Annotated in this window: 15 protein-coding genes; 4 read left to right on the forward strand and 11 right to left on the reverse strand. The window is 39.2% G+C overall.

Features of this window, described 5'->3' with window-relative positions:
* Positions 1-50: 50 nt before the first annotated feature.
* Positions 51-1,166 (reverse strand): citrate synthase, encoded by a 1,116-nt coding sequence (gene citZ, locus MKX47_RS14155; RefSeq protein WP_340775368.1) that lies wholly within the window; start codon positions 1,164-1,166, stop codon positions 51-53.
* Positions 1,167-1,383: 217 nt separating this feature from the next.
* On the opposite strand from citZ, the gene MKX47_RS14160 reads away from it, so the two are divergent.
* Positions 1,384-2,397 (forward strand): AI-2E family transporter, encoded by a 1,014-nt coding sequence (locus MKX47_RS14160; protein WP_340775370.1) that lies wholly within the window; start codon positions 1,384-1,386, stop codon positions 2,395-2,397.
* Here the strand turns inward: MKX47_RS14160 and MKX47_RS14165 are convergent.
* From MKX47_RS14165 to MKX47_RS14200, 8 genes are all read right to left on the reverse strand, one after another.
* On the reverse strand, positions 2,381-2,770 hold the full coding sequence (locus tag MKX47_RS14165; protein WP_340775372.1) for an FxsA family protein: 390 nt from the start codon (positions 2,768-2,770) through the stop codon (positions 2,381-2,383). The two genes, MKX47_RS14160 and MKX47_RS14165, sit on opposite strands and share 17 nt — an antisense overlap.
* A 109-nt stretch (positions 2,771-2,879) precedes the next feature.
* Positions 2,880-4,640, reverse strand: a complete 1,761-nt coding sequence (gene pyk / locus MKX47_RS14170; RefSeq protein ID WP_340775375.1) for a pyruvate kinase — start codon at positions 4,638-4,640, stop codon at positions 2,880-2,882.
* A gap of 28 nt (positions 4,641-4,668) precedes the next feature.
* Entirely contained in the window at positions 4,669-5,628 is a 960-nt protein-coding gene (gene pfkA / locus MKX47_RS14175; RefSeq protein WP_340775377.1) for a 6-phosphofructokinase, read from the reverse strand.
* 159 nt (positions 5,629-5,787) lie between these two features.
* Positions 5,788-6,741 (reverse strand): acetyl-CoA carboxylase carboxyl transferase subunit alpha, encoded by a 954-nt coding sequence (accA, locus tag MKX47_RS14180; protein ID WP_340775379.1) that lies wholly within the window; start codon positions 6,739-6,741, stop codon positions 5,788-5,790.
* Positions 6,734-7,606 (reverse strand): acetyl-CoA carboxylase, carboxyltransferase subunit beta, encoded by an 873-nt coding sequence (gene accD / locus MKX47_RS14185; protein ID WP_340775382.1) that lies wholly within the window; start codon positions 7,604-7,606, stop codon positions 6,734-6,736. The genes accA and accD overlap by 8 nt, the downstream gene beginning before the upstream one ends.
* A 30-nt stretch (positions 7,607-7,636) precedes the next feature.
* Positions 7,637-8,272: a FadR/GntR family transcriptional regulator gene (locus MKX47_RS14190; RefSeq protein ID WP_340775384.1), complete on the reverse strand. Its 636-nt coding sequence runs from the start codon at positions 8,270-8,272 to the stop codon at positions 7,637-7,639.
* Positions 8,273-8,494: 222 nt separating this feature from the next.
* On the reverse strand, positions 8,495-11,569 hold the full coding sequence (gene dnaE, locus MKX47_RS14195) for a DNA polymerase III subunit alpha (protein WP_340775387.1): 3,075 nt from the start codon (positions 11,567-11,569) through the stop codon (positions 8,495-8,497).
* A gap of 87 nt (positions 11,570-11,656) precedes the next feature.
* Positions 11,657-12,598 (reverse strand): DHH family phosphoesterase, encoded by a 942-nt coding sequence (locus MKX47_RS14200; protein WP_340775390.1) that lies wholly within the window; start codon positions 12,596-12,598, stop codon positions 11,657-11,659.
* 92 nt (positions 12,599-12,690) lie between these two features.
* Here MKX47_RS14200 and MKX47_RS14205 point away from each other — a divergent pair, with 92 nt between their 5' ends.
* Positions 12,691-13,002: a YtpI family protein gene (locus MKX47_RS14205; protein ID WP_340775392.1), complete on the forward strand. Its 312-nt coding sequence runs from the start codon at positions 12,691-12,693 to the stop codon at positions 13,000-13,002.
* Between the two features lie 51 nt (positions 13,003-13,053).
* On the opposite strand, the gene MKX47_RS14210 is transcribed toward MKX47_RS14205, so the two are convergent.
* The gene (locus MKX47_RS14210; protein ID WP_340775394.1) at positions 13,054-14,361 is read right to left on the reverse strand and encodes a DRTGG domain-containing protein; all 1,308 of its coding nucleotides are present in this window, start codon (positions 14,359-14,361) and stop codon (positions 13,054-13,056) included.
* 179 nt (positions 14,362-14,540) lie between these two features.
* Entirely contained in the window at positions 14,541-15,221 is a 681-nt protein-coding gene (locus tag MKX47_RS14215) for a metal-dependent hydrolase (RefSeq protein ID WP_340775396.1), read from the reverse strand.
* A 130-nt stretch (positions 15,222-15,351) separates the two neighbouring features.
* On the opposite strand from MKX47_RS14215, the gene MKX47_RS14220 reads away from it, so the two are divergent.
* Both MKX47_RS14220 and MKX47_RS14225 read left to right on the forward strand, forming a co-directional pair.
* Entirely contained in the window at positions 15,352-16,440 is a 1,089-nt protein-coding gene (locus MKX47_RS14220; RefSeq protein WP_340775398.1) for a M24 family metallopeptidase, read from the forward strand.
* 251 nt (positions 16,441-16,691) lie between these two features.
* Positions 16,692-17,336 carry a 5,10-methylene tetrahydromethanopterin reductase gene (locus tag MKX47_RS14225; protein ID WP_340775400.1) on the forward strand — a complete coding sequence of 215 codons (645 nt, stop codon included), beginning with the start codon at positions 16,692-16,694 and terminating at the stop codon, positions 17,334-17,336.
* The last annotated feature ends 15 nt before the right edge of the window (positions 17,337-17,351 follow it).

Raw genomic sequence — 17,351 nt, forward strand, 5'->3', positions numbered from 1 at the left:
CTAGGACTGTGTCAATTCACAGTCCTAGATATTTTAACATACTTTTTTAATTAGCGCTCGTTAATTGGAACGTATTTTTGCATATCTGGACCAACATATTCCGCACGTGGACGGATTAAGCGGTTGTTTGCATACTGTTCTAAGATGTGCGCTACCCAACCAGAAGTACGAGATACTGCGAAGATTGGTGTGAATAAGTCATGCTCGATACCTAAAGAATCATATACTGATGCTGAGAAGAAGTCTACGTTTGCAGGTAATTTCTTTTGCTCAACAATCATATCGTGGATTTTCACTGACATTTCGTATAATTCTGGTTTACCAGTTAACTTAGTTAACTTTTCAGACATTACGCGTAAGTGAGGTGCACGAGGGTCTCCACCACGGTAAACGCGGTGACCGAAGCCCATGATTTTTTCTTTGTTGTCTAGTTTGTTTTGTACCCAAGTTTCAACGTTATCTAAAGAACCAATTTCAGTTAACATTTTCATAACTTGTTCGTTTGCTCCACCGTGTAATGGGCCTTTTAAAGCGCCGATAGCTGAAGTTACACCAGAATATACATCTGATAATGTAGCTACACATACACGAGCTGTGAATGTAGAAGCATTTAATTCGTGGTCAGCGTGTAAAATTAACGCTTTGTCGAATGCTTCAATTTCGATTGCTGCTGGTTCTTCACCTTTTAGCATATATAAGAAGTTCGCTGCATAACCTAATTCAGGTTTTGGAGCTACTGGTTCTTTACCTTGACGTACACGTGCAAAAGTAGTCACTACTGTACCAATTTTCGCTTGTAAACGAATTGCTTTACGGTAGTTTGCTTCTGTTTCCATAACGTCTGCTTCTTCGTCAAATGCACCTAACATAGATACAGCTGTACGTAATGCAGCCATTGGGTGTACTGTGTTTAATGGCATAGATTTAAATAAATCAGTAATTGCCGCTGGGATTTCCATATTTGCTGCTAATTCAGCTTTTAAGTTCGCTAATTCTTCAGCGTTTGGTAAACGTGTATTCCATAATAAGAATACTACTTCTTCAAATGTTGCATTGTTAGTTAAATCATCGATACCATACCCCACGTATGTTAGTGTATCATCGATAATTGAAGAAATTTTTGATTCCGCTGCTACGATACCTTCTAAACCTTTAGTTGCTGACATAAAAAAATCGCTCCTTCACTTAATATAATAGTTTTGTAAGTGCTTTCTTTTTCTAGCATTAAAAAGAACTACACTCATACTGTTCTGCTCAATGAACCTATAAGTAAATCGCTTACATAACTCATTATAATCAATTTTGACGGCTTTGTGAATGGAATAGTTCGATTTTAAGAAAAAAACGAATATCTAATAGAATTTACGTTTTATAGAGAATTTAATGTTTTCAACGAGATATATACGGCATATTTTAGGAGTGATTAGCATAGAAAACAAAAAAAATCAAACACAATGGCTTTTAAAAATTAGGCATATAGGTGTTTTTTTACTCTATATTATCCTGTTTTATTTCATTCCACCTATAATTTTCGGCCTATTTTTTGCCTATCTATTTTTCCCTATTTTCCAATACTTCAAGCGAATTCTCCATCTCCCATTTTTCATTGTTGTCATTGTGCTATCTATTTTTCTATTTACTGTCATAAGTGCCGTCATTTTTCTAATTTTACATAGTTTATTTACACTACTACCGAACCTACAATCAACCATCCACCTCTTAGAAAAAAACTATGATGCGCATCCATTATTCCCACTGATTCTTGATAAATTTTCAGGGCTACTCAATGAATTGATGTTCTTTATGGTGGATTTCATCAAAAATAGTTTGCATTCCATTTTTGAATTGCTTATATTCATTGTCACTTTTTACTTTGCTTTATTTGAAAGCAATCGAAATCGGCTTTGGTTTTTCGCTTATATTCCAGCCATGTATCGCACAAACTGGTCTCGTTACTTTCAAAAAGCGATGCAATTAATCAGCTATTTTTTACTCGTCGAAATACAGCTATTTACGTTAACCTTCATCTTACTTAGCATCGGATTTTATTTTTTACAATTTGAAGCCTTTTTAATGAAAGCCTTTTTGATTGCTTTTGCTGATTCATTGCCGTTTTTAGGAATTGGAATCTTTTTAATACCCATTTCCATTTATTTTTTCATTGTCGGACAGCCTATGATCGCTACACTTATTATTGCGCTCTATATTTTCGTGCAAATTATAAGGCAGCTAACCGAATCGATGCTGTGGAGTCATACATTCCATTTACGTATGATTCATACATTCATCATCAGCGCTGCCTCTGTTTTACTATTTGGTATTTATGGCATCATATTAAGCCCACTGTTTTTAATGGTAGCCATTAAATTCAAGCAACATCCTATCTTTGTACGATGATAACATTGCTAGTTTTCATCTTTTTACGCAAGAAATAGAAGATTAATGGTTTGAATATATTTCTCGTGATGCCTAACACAAATAACAAACCGATAACATCTGTAATAAAGCCCGGGAATGCCATTAACATCCCACCAATGAAGATCATAAATGTTTCAATCATGGCAACACCAGGTGGTTGACCTTGCTGTATACTTTTTTGAATATCTTTATACGATTTCATGCCGCGCTGTTTCGCAATAAACACACCCACTACAGAAGTGAGTACAATTAATAGTAATGTATAGAAAACGCCGATTGCTTTGCCGATTATGATAAACAAAGCAATTTCTGCAAAGCCTAGCGCTAATAGTCCCCATAATAACTTTTTCATATCACTTGTCCCCCTCTTACTATTTTATACGAATCTCCACCAAAAAAGTTTCAAAACAAAGGGAATGTCCCAGTAATATTTCTCGGACACTCCCCTTTACTTTTATCTATTAAAGTACACTCGCATGACCTTTATAGATGACGCCTGTTTCTGCGTCCATCGTAATTTCTTGACCATGACGAATTAATGTTGTTGCTTCTTTTACGCCAACGATAACTGGAATCCCTAAACTTAAGCCAACTACTGCTGCATGTGAGGTTAAACCACCCTCTTCAGTAATAATACCGGCGCAGTTTTCAATGGCTGGCATCATTTCACGGTCAGAGCCGACTGTTACGATAATCGCTCCTTCTGTATCATAAGCTAATGCTTCCCCAGCGTTTTTCGCGACGATTGCTTTTCCGACTACCGATGCTTTACCAATTCCTTGCCCGCGTGCTAATAAGTCGCCAATTATATGAACCTTCATTAAGTTTGTTGTACCCGCTTCACCAACTGGTACACCCGCCGTAATAATCACAACATCGCCATGACTTACAAATTCATGTTTAAGTGCTTCATCTACAGAAAGCTCTAAAATTTCATCCGTTGTTGTGACACGGTGCGTTAAAATTGGTTTTACGCCCCACACTAGTGTTAGTTTCTGTGCCGTTGATTGTTGGCTTGTTACGGCGATAATCGAAACACCTGGGCGATATTTAGCAATCATTTTTGCTGTATTACCGCTTTCTGTTGGCGCTAATACAGCTGCTACCCCTAGATTAATAGACGTGAATGCCACTGCTTGTGAAATTGCCTCTGTCATATTAGCTTCTCTTTCACGGCTACGTGTCGATACAATTTGACGATAGTCTAATGCATTTTCAGTGCGCTCTGCAATTTTATTCATTGTCGATACAGATTCTACTGGGTAAAGCCCTGCTGCCGTTTCACCTGAAAGCATAATCGCATCTGTTCCGTCCATGATTGCATTCGCTACGTCTGATGCTTCAGCACGCGTTGGACGAGGATTACGTTGCATCGAATCTAACATTTGCGTTGCTGTAATAACAGGCTTACCTACTTGGTTACATTTTTTAATTAATGATTTTTGGACAAGTGGTACTTCTTCGGCTGGAATTTCTACCCCTAAATCACCACGTGCAACCATTAATCCATCTGACACCTCGATAATGTCATCAATATTGTCTACACCTTCTTGGTTTTCGATTTTCGGGATAATTTGAATATGGCTTCCATTGTTTTGCTCTAATAGCTCACGAATTTCTAATACATCCTTGGCTGTACGAACAAATGACGCAGCAATAAAATCTACCCCTTGATCAATACCGAATAAAATATCTGCAGCATCTTTTTCTGTAATTCCTGGTAGCTTAACAGAAACGCCTGGAACGTTGACACCTTTTTTATTCTTCAAAATCCCCGCATTTTCAACGATTGTATGAATTAAACCTTGTTCTAAATCCTTTGCTAAAACGCGTAATTCAATTAAACCATCATCTAATAAAATGACATCATTTTGGTCTACATCCTCAATTAACTGATCATATGTTACGGAAAAACGAGATGCGTTACCAAGTACCTCTGTCATTGAAATGTCAATTACTTGACCTGTTACTAAATGAACTTCGTCGTTTTCCATAGTATGCGTACGAATTTCAGGACCTTTTGTATCTAATAAAATGCCGACTGGTTTTTTCATGCGCTCGGATGCATCACGAATCGCTGCAATACGAATCGCGTGATCTTCATGATTGCCGTGTGAAAAGTTTAAACGTGCTACATTCATACCAGCAGTAATTAATTTGTCTAACATTTCTGGTGATTCACTTGCAGGACCGATTGTACAAACAATTTTTGTTTTTCTCATAATATTGTCATCTCCGTTTTTTTACACTTTAGATTGATAGTTCTTTTGATAATGTATACAGACTTAAATCTGCCTCGTGTTTGGATTCAAATGCTTCTTTTAAATCATAATCGATAATATGGTGATTTTTGACACCAACTGCACGTCCACCTTTATTTTCAAGTAAAAGTTCTACAGCTCTTGCTCCAAATTGCCCTGCTAATACACGGTCTCGTGCAGAGGGTGAACCACCGCGTTGGATATGTCCTAAAACCGATGTACGAATTTTGACACCTGTTCGTTCTTCAAGCTGCTTGGCTAATTTATGCCCGTTCATAACACCTTCTGCCACGATAATGATACTATGACGCTTACCACGCGCCGCACCACGCTCTAAACGTGTCACGATGTCCTCTATGTCAAGGGACTCTTCTGGAATTAAAATCGATTCCGCACCTGCCGCTAGTCCAGCCCATAATGCGATATCCCCTGCATCACGTCCCATTACCTCAATAACAAACGTATTTTCATGGCTTGTTGCTGTGTCACGTATTTTATCGATTGATTCGACAACTGTATTTAATGCCGTATCGAAGCCGATTGTATATTCAGTTCCTGGTACGTCATTGTCAATTGTGCCTGGAATCCCAACGCAAGGGAAACCTTTTTCAGTAAGCTGCATGGCACCGCGATAAGAACCGTCTCCACCAATAACAACAAGCCCTTCGATGTCATCTTTTTTCATGCGTTCAATAGCTTCAAATTGATAGTGGTCTTCTTTAAATTCTGGAAAACGAGCAGAGAATAGCTTCGTGCCCCCACGTTGAATAATATCGCCAACTGAACCAATATCTAAAAGCTCATAATTGCCGTTATACAATCCTTCATAACCGTGAGATACACCTACTACCTCGACTCCATGAAAACGTGCCTTACGAACAACCGCACGAATCGCAGCGTTCATACCAGGTGCGTCTCCACCACTCGTTAATACCGCAATCTTCTTCATTCTCTATTTTCCTCCTACTTGTCTCATACTATTCACATTAACAGAAAAATGGTCTATATGTAACTATTCTGGAAAACAAAAAATATAATCTTAATAAAAAAATGAAAGAATGCGCTTTCATGCATTCTTCCACCTCAAATCGTGCGTTCAGTCGAAAGTTTATTCTGAAAACTGACCGATATTTTTAAATTTTGTATAACGATTTTCTATTAGCTCATCTGGTGTTAGTTTTACTAATTCGCTTAAATGAAGTTCTAATGCTTGCTTCATAAAATGAGCCTGCTTCAGTATATCTTTATGTGCACCGCCTGCAACTTCTTGAATAATGTCATCAATAACATTTAATTTCTTCAAATCAGGAGCCGTAATCTTCATAGCCTCCGCAGCCTGTTTCGCATAGGTTGCATCCTTCCATAAGATTGATGCGGCACCTTCTGGAGAAATAACAGAGTACGTCGAATTTTCGAGCATCAATATTTTATTGGCGACTCCAAGTGCTAATGCACCACCACTGCCGCCTTCCCCGATGACAACACTTATAACCGGCACGCGCAGCCCAGCCATCTCAAATAGATTACGAGCAATGGCCTCACTCTGCCCACGTTCCTCGGCCGCTTTTCCTGGATACGCGCCTTTTGTATCAATCAAGCAAATAATCGGACGGTTAAATTTCTCAGCCTGCTTCATTAAACGAAGCGCTTTTCGGTAGCCTTCTGGATGGGGCATACCAAAATTACGACGAATATTTTCCTTCGTCGTTTTCCCACGCTGATGACCGATAATCGTAACTGGCTGACCATTAAAGGACGCGATGCCCCCGACAATTGCGGCATCATCCTTAAATGTACGATCGCCATGTAATTCGATGAAATCCTCAAAAATATGCGCAATATAATCAAGTGTTGTTGGACGTTCTGCATGACGTGCTACTTGCACACGGTCCCAAGGCTCCATATTGGCATATACTGATTTTTCAAGCTCCTGTAAACGTGTTTCGAGCTTTTCGATTTCGCCGCTCATGTCAACATCCGCTTCCATGGCAATGGTCTTTAACTCCACAATTTTTTCTCGTAATTTTACAACTGGTTCTTCAAACGCCATTAATTTAGACATGCGAAACACCTCCTTTTACGTGTAACTTCACAATCGTTGCCACCTTGTCACGCATCTCAGCGCGGTTAAATATCGCATCTAATTGACCATGCTCCAGTAAAAACTCCGCTGTTTGGAAATCTTCCGGTAGCTTTTCTCGTACCGTTTGTTCGATAACACGGCGTCCTGCAAATCCAATCAAACTTTGCGGCTCTGCAATATTATAATCGCCAATGGAAGCAAAACTCGCTGATACACCACCTGTTGTCGGATGTGTCAAGATCGAAATATAGAGCAAGCCTTCTTCGCTATGTCGTTTAAGTGCTACACTAGTCTTAGCCATTTGCATCAACGACAACACACCTTCTTGCATACGCGCACCGCCACTCGCAGTAAAAATAATAAATGGCACACGTAATTCTGTTGCTTTTTCTACTGCGCGCGTAATTTTTTCACCAACGACTGAACCCATAGAGCCCATTCGGAACGTAGAATCCATTACCGCAACAACGACTGGCATACCCTTTAATGTGGCAACACCCGTCAATACTGCTTCATTTAAGCCGGTTTTCTTTTTGTCGACCTCTATTTTTTCGACATATGCCGGAAATTGTAACGGATTAATCGTTTGTAAATGATCGTCCATGGATCTAAAAGAACCCTCATCGATAAAAATGGCCATACGCTCTTGTGAATTCAGCGTAAAATGATGCTGGCATTTCATGCACACTTTTAAATTTTTCTCTAGTTCCTTTGTGACATGGATTGCTTTACATTTCGGACATTTTGTTACAATACCTTCTGGAAATGACTTTTCATCTGTCTTATTTGTCATATTTTCATTATTTTTTTTACGATTAATTGAAAATAAATCTCGAATCGCCATCGTACATCCCCCTTGATTTCACACGCTACTTTAGCGCTCGATACATTCCATCCAATTTTCATAGGCTTGGATTGCTTCATGTGTATAACCCATTTGCATCGCCTTTAGCATTGTTTCCACTTCTAGTTTTTCATGTGTTTCAATTGTACCAACTAGTAAGTCCCCACTAAATGCTACTAATTGCATCCAAATTTTTAGTGCTAGTCGGTTACCACTTGCAATGATGCATTCACGTAATATATCCTCCCTAGCGACCTCTTCACCGAGCTCGACTTTAATGAAAAAGCTATCTAGTATTGGTAAGTTACGTAATTTTTTTGACTGACAAATGAGACGAATGGCTTCTTTTTCATGCATTTGTCTTGTTGCCTCAACATCCATTGCAGACTTTTCGTCTTGTAAAATAAATGAGCCAACGATTTCAACAAATTGATGATGCTTCATGCTCGCTAAATATGTTCCGCCACCATGCTTTGTTTCGATCAAACCTAATAACTCTAAGCTTCGAAGCGCCTCTCGAACGGATGAACGCCCTACTTGTAATTGCTCAGACAAAACACGTTCAGAAGGGAGCTTTTGCCCTTCTTGAATATGTTGGCTAGCAATTAGCTCGCGCAGCTGCTTTACAATTTGCAAAAACATTTTCTTCTCGGGCTTGTTTTCCATACAACTCACCTCAATATTCGCTCAAAAGTGGTCTGACCAGTTTTACTATAACTAAGAATACAAAATGTTTTTGGCGTTGTAAAGAGATTTCCACTATCTTTTTTATTCGCTATAAAGATATTTATGTATAAAACATAGATTTTACGATTTTTCGATCGATATTTTTTTACCACAGAAAAAAAGCGCTTCTAGTAAAAGCTAGAAAACGCTTTCTATTATTATTTATTGAATAGTAATTTGCTTTACTTTTATTTGAACCTTGTTAAATCGACGCTCTAAAAAGCCTTCTACATAGAGCAATTGATCCTCACATAGCTGACCAGCAACCTGTTCATATTCTTTAGGGAATACCGTGCAGGATACTGTTCCAAACTCATCTTCAATCATAACAAATGCCATCAGCTCACCGCGCTTCGTTCGTAACTGGCGAAACTCGCTGATCATACCAATGAGGCGAACATAGCTATTATCCTTTAGGGACGTCAATAATTGAACCGTTCCATTTACCTGCTGAAATTGGGCACGCATACGAGTAATCGGATGTTCTGATAAATAAAAACCTAGTACTTCTTTTTCAAATTGCAGCTTCATTTTTTCCGGCATAATAGACGCTTGACTATATTTTGGTTTACCGAATGCCATCATCGCACCATCAAATAGATCATCGCCACCCGGTCGCATGAAATCCGCCTGCTTTTGAGCACCCTCGATAGTGGCCAGCAATGTCGCACGGTCCTTGCCAAACTCATCAAGCGCGCCAGCCTTAATGAGCGGCTCTATTACTTTCCGTTGAAAATGCGCGGTTGTTAAGGTCACCGCCAAATCAAAAATCGAATCAAATGGTTGTTGACGCTCTTTTCTTACGAGTAATAATTGCTGTAAAAAAGGTTGCGAGACGCCTTTAATGGCCGATAAGCTAAAACGTATTTTGCCATTTTCAACTTTAAAATGTCGGACACTCCGATTGATCGATGGCGGTAAGACTTGAATCCCATTTGCTTTAGCTTCCATTAAAATTTGCATTAATTTATCGCTATTTCCAGTTGCATTTGTTAATAAGGCTGCATAGAAATTAACAGGGAAATTCGCCTTTAAATAGGCCATCTGATACGAAATAATACTATAGGCAACCGCATGACTTTTCGGAAAACCATAATCCGCAAAGCGCACAATTAATTCATAAACCTCTTGTGCGATTTGCTCTGTGTAGCCTTTTGCAAGCGAGCCCTTCACAAATGCTGCGCGTTGTTGTTCGAGCACTTCTCGTTTTTTCTTACTTACTGCACGTCGCAAAATATCCGCTTGACCAATCGTAAAGCCCGCCATAACATTGGCGATACGCATAATTTGCTCCTGATAAATAATAACACCGTATGTTTCTTGTAAAATCGGTGTTAAATCAGGATGAGGCATAATGACCGGTTCCATATGATGCTTACGTTTGGCATAGACTGGAATAAATTGCATCGGACCTGGTCGATAGAGCGCATTGACCGCAACGATATCTAAAAAATGCGTTGGCTTTATATCACGTAACGCATTTTTCATCCCATCTGACTCTAGCTGGAATATCCCTACCGTATCGCCCCGCTGTAATAATTCAAACGTTTTTGCATCCTGTAATGGAATCTGATTGAAATCTAGCTCGATTTGATGAGTAAACTGAATCGACTTTCGAATTTGATCTAAAATCGTTAAATTTCTAAGTCCTAAAAAATCGATTTTCAGTAATCCGGTTTGTTCAATTTCAAGCATGGGCCACTGTGTTAAATAAATATCATCATGTCCCTGCTCGATTGGGACAACTTCGACTAATGGCACTGGGCTTAATACGACTCCTGCCGCATGGGTTGACGCATTACGTGGTAGTCCCTCTAATCGTAGCGCGGTTTGGAACCACTTATGACGAACCGGCTCCGCGTCCATCCATTTGCGTAAGTTTTCAGAATTCGCATATGCTTCCTGCAGTGTAATGCCGGGCTTATTTGGAATCAGCTTCGAAATCATTTCAAGCGTTTCCGAATCAAAGTTAAACATCCGTGCGACATCACGTGCGACAGCCTTGGCAGATAATGTCCCAAACGTAATAATTTGTGCGACAAATTGCTTGCCATATTTCCTTGCAACATATTCGATGACTTCATGTCGCCGTGTATCTAAAAAGTCAATATCAATATCCGGCAATGTCACTCGCTCCACATTTAAAAAGCGCTCAAATAATAAATCGTAGTGTAATGGGTCTACTTGCGTAATTTCTAGCGCATAGGCAATGAGGGATGAAGCAGACGAACCACGACCCGGCCCCGTTAAAATTTGATGTTCACGAGCAAAGCGCATAAAGTCAGCAACAATTAAAAAATAATCCGAGTAGCCCATCGATTGAATAATTTGTAGCTCATATTGAATACGTTCTACATAGGGCTTTGGTAGAGTATTTGTTTGTAATCGTTTCTGTAAGCCCTCCTGCACCTCTTGCTTTAACACCTCTGCAGCTGTTTGCCCTTCCAGAAGCGGAAACTTCGGCATATATACATCATGTAAGCTGATTTCTACATGACAGCTTAGCAATAATGTTTCAGCGGTATCTAGCCAATTTTGCTGATCCTTAAAGCGTTGCTGCCATTCTTGGGCTGGTAATACGTAGTGATCATGCTGTTGTTCATAATTTCGGTCATGCAGCTTAACGCCTGTTTCAATTGATTGTGCAACTTCATAGGCAAAGGCATCCTGCTCATACAGATATAGGCTTTCATGGGTAGCCATGATTTGCAGCTGATGTTGCTGTGCTAGCGCCACTGCTTGTGCTTCAAATGGATGTACCCCATTTGCCCTTGTAATCCCTATGTAAAGGTTTTCTTTATTGGCTTGAATAAGCGCTTGCAAAGCTTCTTGTGCTGTTGGTTGCAACCAGGCTTGCTGATTTCCAAATGGTAATACAACAAATGCAATGTCCTCACCATAGGCAATAAGCCAACGTAAGGGAATATTTTGTTGCGGGCGAATGGCGATACTGCTTGCGATCTTCAATAAATTTTTATAGCCTTTATTCGTCTTTGCATAAAGCACAAGTGGTAATATTTCGTCTTCTGTTCGTTCAAGTGCAATCGTTAAGCCAGCAACAGGGTGTATACCGGCCTTTTTTAGCTGAAACATAAAAGGCAAAAGCCCATACAATTTTGTGTTCACAATTGCACAGCTTTTTGCCTGTTGTTGTTGTAAAAAAGGGATGAGCTCATCGATACGAATTATACTTTTCAATAAATCGGCACTTGTCCGTATTTGTGGATATACCGTCAACGATCATCCCTCCTCATTTTTTGTATATAGGGACCCGAATGTTACATAGTGAGAATCTAGGACATCATCACCGAGCAACGCTTCCCTTTATGCGTTTTGACAAATTTCTTTTAAATCGACAATGACTTGCTCTACTTCCTCCCAATTATGTGCCGTAGCACCTGAAGCAAGCGGATGGCCACCACCGTTGTACTTTTTTGCTAAGCCATTAATTACCGGCCCTTTTGAGCGTAAACGTACACGGATTGTGTCATTTTCTTCAATAAACATGACCCATGCACGAATATTTTTCACATTACCTAAGGAGCCAACTAATAACGAGGTTTCAGATGGTGTTGCATCAAATTGCTTTAATACGTCCGTTGGTAATTTAATATGGGCCATACCGTTTTCATCCATAATAAAATGTTGATAAATGTAGCCTTGTAGATTTAATAGCTTGCGTTCCATTTCATACATCCCATCAAATATTTGATTGCGATCAAAGTTATATTGAATGAGCTGACCTGCGATTTCAAATGTTCTTGGACTCGCGCTCGGGAATAAGAAGCGCCCTGTATCTCCAACAATACCCGCAAATAGGAGACGTGCTGCTGCATCTGATAATTGCCAATTGGCATAGTCTTTCGCTTCTTTGTATAATTCGTAAATCATTTCACTACAAGAGCTTGCACTCGTATCAACCCACAGTAAATCTCCATAGGCATCATCATTTGGATGGTGGTCGATTTTAATGAGGCAATCCCCCGTCTTATAGCGTTGATCGTCGATGCGCTCTGTGTTTGCTGTATCGGTTGCAATAACTAATGCCCCTTCAAAAACAGCGTCCTCAATTTGCTCTGGGTATGCTAAAAACGATAGAGACGCATCATGCTCACCAACTGTGTACACATTTTTTTCTGGAAAGTTGGCGCGAATTAATTCCGCTAAACCAATTTGAGACCCGTAGGCATCTGGATCTGGGCGTACATGACGGTGCACGATAATCGTTTCATATTGTTTAATTTTGTCAATAATTTGACGTTTCACAAAGTTTCCCCCTAAGACATAGTGAATACCTATCGCAATTCCTCAAGAAAGCCGTTACAATATTTAGTAGTTTTGTAATTGGGAGGTTCACTATGGTTTATTTAAATTTCTTATTAGTCGCTTGTATTGTTGCGTCACTTGTATTTTATTTTTATTTTAAAACGAAGCAATTCCGTTCGACATTGCCAATTCGTACAAAATGGTATAAAGCCAAATCAGGGGTTGCACTTGCTGCATTCATCATTTTCTTTGGATTCAATGCAACGATTCTTTACCCTGATATGATTGGCTATATTGTTGCGATTGTCTTTTTAATTATTGGAATCATTCTTGGTACGAGTAACTACAAACGTATGCGTCACGAAGGTCGTTTCGTTCAAGAAGAATACGAATTAAATAAATAATGAATCGACCACTATTTTTGATAGTGGTCTTTTTAATTGGATTGGAGCGTTTTAGCGCTCTAATAATTGGAATGTCATCATCGCTTTACCAACTAATAAAGATCCGCTATACACTTCAAAATCCATTTTTACGAATTTGCGTGACATATCTAAAATACGCGGTTGCACGGTCAAGATGCTTTCCATTTGTACAGGCTTTATGAAGTAAATATTCATATTTTCAACTACAGCTTCACCACGTTTACGACGCTTTAAAGCAAAAGCCCCTACCTCTGATAATAATGTCGTGAAAGCGCCATATGAAATCGCACCGAATTGGTTCGTCATTTGCGGTGTAACAGTAAATTCAACAACGATATCCTCTTCTCCCGTAACACGCATTTCATTTTTCACTAAATCATCAATCGTTTCACCATGCTGCGGCTGACGTTGGGCAATTTGAATTGCTTTTAATACATCCTGACGGCTAATCACCCCTCTTAGTGCACCAGCATCGTCAATAACAGGTAATAGGTCAATTCCTTCCCAAATCATACGATGTCCAGCAGTTGCAACACTCGTTTTCATCGAGGCAGCAATTGGATTTTTCGTCATCACTTTTTCGATTGGCTCATCCTCGTCTTTTCCAATTACGTCTTTACTCGTAATCATACCGACCAGCTTATTTTGTTGTGTAACGACGGGGAATGCGCCATGGGTTGTACGCAAATTTTGCTTATGGAAGGCGGCAATGGTATCGGTATTTTTCAACACAGCCGTTTCCTCAATTGGCACGTACACATCTTCAATTAATAATATATCCTTTTTAATTAATTGGTCATAAATGGCACGGTTAATCATCGTTGCAACAGTAAAGGTATCATAGCTTGTTGAAATGATTGGTAAATCTAATTCATCAGCTAGTTGCTTGTTTGGCTCTGTTGTATCAAAGCCACCTGTAATTAATACAGCCGCGCCTGTTTTTAGTGCATATTCATGTGCCTGTGTACGATTCCCGACAATAAGAAGACTCCCTGCATCCGTATAGCGCATCATATCGTCAAGCTTCATCGCACCTATTACAAATTTTGTTAAAGTTTTATGGAGGCCTGATTTTCCGCCTAAAACTTGACCATCAATAATATTTACAATTTCAGCAAATGTTAAGCGCTCAATATTTTCCTTCTTTTTCTTTTCAATTCGAATCGTCCCAACACGTTCTATTGAGCTTACTAAACGGCGATTTTCCGCTTCCTTAATGGCGCGGTAAGCCGTTCCCTCACTTACTTGCATTTCCTTTGCAATTTGACGAACAGAAATTTTATCTCCGACCGGTAGTGATTCGATATATTGTAAAATTTTCTCGTGCTTTGTTGACAACTACATCACCTATTTCTCATCATTCATTTCTATTATTAGTGTAACACATTCACTCATCCTAATTACACCATTTCATTAGTACAGTTGAGAAAGATTCGTTCAATTGTTAGAAAATTGATTGTCTAAAAATCGGAAAAACTGCCCAAAGAAGGACAAACCTCCCGGACAGTTTCAAAAATTTAATGGTTTACGAACTCACCTGCTGATAAAATTTGTACTTCCGCATCTTCAACAAGCTTGGCAAATTTGTTTGGATCTTGCGCAATCGGTGGGAATGTATTGTAGTGAATCGGTACAACGATTTTGGGCTTTAATAATGATACAGCATAAGCCGCATCTTCTGGACCCATTGTAAAATTATCACCAATTGGTAAAAAAGCGATATCAATCGGGTGGCGTTTGCCGATGAGCTCCATATCTCCAAACAAAGCCGTATCCCCTGCATGATAAATGGTTTTCCCTTCTGCTGTAAATAAAATTCCCGCTGGCATTCCGGTATAAATGATTTCGTTTTTTTCTGTTACGTAGGACGAACCATGAAATGCTTGCGTAAATTTTACTTTGCCAAATTCAAATTGATGCGCACCGCCAATATGCATATTGTGAACATTGCAACCCTGCCAGCCTAAATAGTCGGCTAGTTCGTTTGGTGCAACAACGAGTGCATTATTTTTCTTTGCAAGCTCTACCGTATCCCCTACGTGATCATTATGGCCATGCGTCAACAAAATAACATCTGGCTGTTCATTATCAACCTTTAAATCGGTTTTCCCATTGCCATTGATAAATGGGTCAATTAAAATCGTCCTTCCATTCGTTTTGATTTTTACGACTGAATGTCCGTGATAAGAAATTTGCATCGAATGACCTCCTCAAAAAATTTCATCCCCCATTCTATTCGTTATTTCAGCATAAATCCCCTTTTTTTGATATGCTAAATAAGCAAAAGATAATGATGATTGTCTATACAAAACTAAAGGAGTTTTTACTATGTCAAAACTTAATGAACTACAAGCGTATTTAGTAACAAATGAAATCGATGCGGCTTTTATTACGACACCAGATAATGTATTTTATTTTTCAAATTTTAATAGCGATCCACATGAGCGTTTACTAGGTGTCATGCTATTTAAAGATGCCGAGCCATTTCTAATATGTCCTAAAATGGAAATGCCCGATGTCATTGCGGCTGGTTGGCAATATGAAGTTGTCGGTCATGAAGATACAGAAAACGCATGGGATATTGTGACTAAAACCGTTGCAACGCGCAATACCCCATTCCAAAAGCTCGCTATTGAAAAAGCACATTTAACAGTTGAGCGTTTTGAAGCGATTCAAGAACGTTTTGAAAACATCGTATTCGTAGGAATTGATGAAAAAATCAATGCGATGCGTATTTATAAGAGCGAAGAAGAATTAGTCAAAATGCGTAAAGCAGCTGAACTTGCAGACTATGCCATTCAAGTAGGCTGTGACGCCATCACTGAAGGTAAGACTGAAATGGAAGTTTTAAATGAAATCGAATCAGCGATTAAAGCGAAGGGGTATGCGATGAGCTTTGATACGATGGTACTTGCCGGTGAAAAAGCCGCCTCACCACACGGAACACCCGGTGATCGTAAAATCCAGCAAGGTGATCTTATCTTATTTGACCTTGGCGTTATTTACGAAGGATATTGCTCAGACATCACACGTACAGTCGCATTTGGTCAACCAGGTGAAGAGCAAATTAAAATTTATAATACCGTACGTGCTGCCAACGAAAATGCCATCGCTGCCGTAAAACCTGGCGTACGCGCAATGGACCTAGATAAAATTGCACGCGATACAATTGCTGATGCAGGATATGGTGAGTACTTTACACACCGCTTAGGTCATGGTCTTGGTATTTCAGTACATGAGTTCCCTTCGATTAATGGCTCCAATGAAATGGTATTAAACGAAGGTACCGTATTCACAATTGAACCAGGTGTTTATAAAACAAATGTTGCCGGTGTTCGAATTGAGGATGATGTAGTCGTAACAAGCACAGGGGTAGAAATATTAACAAAATTCACAAAAGAATTAGTAATTCTTTAAAATTTTACGACAGACAATCAAGCTACTAGATAGCTTGGTTGTCTTTTTAGTAATCACTAAAAATAGTTGAATAAAACATATACGATATGCGTAACCTATAACGAGTGATTAACTAGCATCATGCATGCTATTAATCACTCATTTTTTATTGATAAATTGTCTATCATCATTTTTTACAATATTTAACTCGTTTTTATTAGCTAGCAATAAGGAATAGAATACTAAGTCTCTTTGAAAGGACGTGGGATCGTATGAATAAATGGTTCATCATCGCCTTCATTATTTTATTATTGGCTTTGCTCTCTATGAGTCAAGTGAATCAACAAACGAAGGCAGCAACAACATCGCTTAGTATTGCTCAAAAAGATCTTGTTTTACGTAATGCTCCAAATAAGGGCGCAGTAGGATCAAAAAAGGCACAGCCACCCGTTGTTACGAGCGGTTTCATGCCAAAAGCAAATCGTAGCTACACCTATGAGCCTTCCTTTGAAGATCCGAATCAAGTTACCTATCAAGCAGTGAACAATCCTTCTATTGCGAACTCAATTGAATTATTAGAAGCGGACTATATCGGCTATACGTATATTGAAAGCAACAGCGAACTCAAACTTGGTGTCGCCTATTCTGATACCTTCTTCTTTTCATTAAGCTATCCGATGAAGGAGAACCGTACTATTATTGATACGGATTACGGCTATGATGGTGTCCATGCGACTACGGAAGTAAAAGTTGAAAGTACTTCGGCTACTGTGCACACAAAAGCCGCAACATTTCATAACGTCGTCATTTTAGCGTATCCGAATGGCACTAAAATTTATTTAGCAAAGGATTACGGCATTATCCGCATTGCTGATTTCGAAGGCGATATTACGACTGAATTAATTGCGGTCCAATAAAAAAATCTGCCTTGC

This window comes from Solibacillus sp. FSL R7-0668 (assembly GCF_038006205.1).
GTDB lineage: Bacteria > Bacillota > Bacilli > Bacillales_A > Planococcaceae > Solibacillus.

Bases quoted from the DNA above. Each gene is read 5' to 3' on its own strand.
- pfkA (WP_340775377.1), bottom strand. From the start codon at position 5,628: ATGAAGAAGATTGCGGTATTAACGAGTGGTGGAGACGCACCTGGTATG.
- MKX47_RS14160 (WP_340775370.1), top strand. From the start codon at position 1,384: ATGTTTTCAACGAGATATATACGGCATATTTTAGGAGTGATTAGCATA.
- MKX47_RS14190 (WP_340775384.1), bottom strand. From the start codon at position 8,272: ATGGAAAACAAGCCCGAGAAGAAAATGTTTTTGCAAATTGTAAAGCAG.
- MKX47_RS14165 (WP_340775372.1), bottom strand. From the start codon at position 2,770: ATGAAAAAGTTATTATGGGGACTATTAGCGCTAGGCTTTGCAGAAATT.
- MKX47_RS14220 (WP_340775398.1), top strand. From the start codon at position 15,352: ATGTCAAAACTTAATGAACTACAAGCGTATTTAGTAACAAATGAAATC.
- MKX47_RS14225 (WP_340775400.1), top strand. From the start codon at position 16,692: ATGAATAAATGGTTCATCATCGCCTTCATTATTTTATTATTGGCTTTG.
- pyk (WP_340775375.1), bottom strand. From the start codon at position 4,640: ATGAGAAAAACAAAAATTGTTTGTACAATCGGTCCTGCAAGTGAATCA.
- MKX47_RS14205 (WP_340775392.1), top strand. From the start codon at position 12,691: ATGGTTTATTTAAATTTCTTATTAGTCGCTTGTATTGTTGCGTCACTT.
- citZ (WP_340775368.1), bottom strand. From the start codon at position 1,166: ATGTCAGCAACTAAAGGTTTAGAAGGTATCGTAGCAGCGGAATCAAAA.
- accD (WP_340775382.1), bottom strand. From the start codon at position 7,606: ATGGCGATTCGAGATTTATTTTCAATTAATCGTAAAAAAAATAATGAA.
- MKX47_RS14215 (WP_340775396.1), bottom strand. From the start codon at position 15,221: ATGCAAATTTCTTATCACGGACATTCAGTCGTAAAAATCAAAACGAAT.
- accA (WP_340775379.1), bottom strand. From the start codon at position 6,741: ATGTCTAAATTAATGGCGTTTGAAGAACCAGTTGTAAAATTACGAGAA.